At 64.5% G+C, this 995-nt stretch carries 1 protein-coding gene; it reads left to right on the top strand.

Going from position 1 to position 995, the window contains the following annotated elements; all coding sequences use genetic code 11:
* Positions 1 to 153: 153 nt before the first annotated feature.
* Positions 154 to 995: IS110 family transposase (locus AC1DCF_RS19140; protein ID WP_477212364.1), on the top strand; the 842-nt coding region annotated here is incomplete at its 3' end.

Here is a 995-nt window from a genome sequence, read left to right as displayed (position 1 = left end):
ACGCGTGAGGGCCGGCCTGCGATCCTCGACGTGACTTGATCAGAAGCCCGTCCGAACCCCCACAGGGTCCGTGACTCATTACAGAGATGTCCGTGAGGAATCCCAGGCCGGCACGTAATAACACCCGCATTTTCAACGATGTAAGGAGTTATCGTGACCATAGTCTCACAGGTGTTCGACTACGTCATCGGGGTCGACACCCACGCCAAAACCCACTCGATGGTGGTCTTGGATCRTCACGGCGTCAAACAGTCCGGCGAGACGTTCCCGACGAGCCCGGCCGGGCTGAAACGCGCCCACGCGTGGATGCTGCGTGAGGCGCCAGGCGATTTGCTCGCGGCGATGGAAGGCACCGGCTCCTACGGCGCCCAATTCTGCGATTTGTTGACCCGAGAGGGCGTCGCCGTCGCCGAGATCCGCCCGCCCAAGCGCGGTGTTCGGCAGGCCGGCAAGACCGATCAGATCGATGCCGAATTGGCCGCCCGYCACGCACTCGCGCTACCGATCGAACGAGTGGTCATGCCCCGCACCCACACCGGCGATCATGCGGCGTTGAGCGTGCTACTCACCGCCCGCAACGCGATGAGCAAGTCCAAGACGGCGACCATCAACCGGCTCACCGCGCTGCTGCGCGGACACTGGCTCGGCATCGATGCCCGCAMGTCCCTCACCGACGCYCAGATCCGCCAGATCGCCCAGTGGCGCACACACCCCAGCGACGACGCCGCGATCGCCACGATCCGCGAGGAAGCAACCCGGCAAGCCCAGGAAATCATTCGCCGCACCGGTGAACTCAAACACAACAAGAAAGGCCTCCGCAAGCACGTCAAGGCCCTTGCCGCCTGGCTGCTCGATGAACCCGGTGTTGGCCCGTTCGTCGCCGCGGAACTCCTCGTTACTTGGTCCCACAAAGGCCGCATACGCGGAGAAGCCGCCTTCGCCCGGCTCGGCGGAATCGCMCCGATCCCGGCCTCGTCAGGGAACACGACCCAGCA

It is taken from the genome of Leifsonia sp. 10L418 (assembly GCF_056395445.1).
The sequence above is the reverse complement of the archived record's forward strand: the minus strand, read 5'-3'. Positions and strand labels throughout refer to the sequence as shown.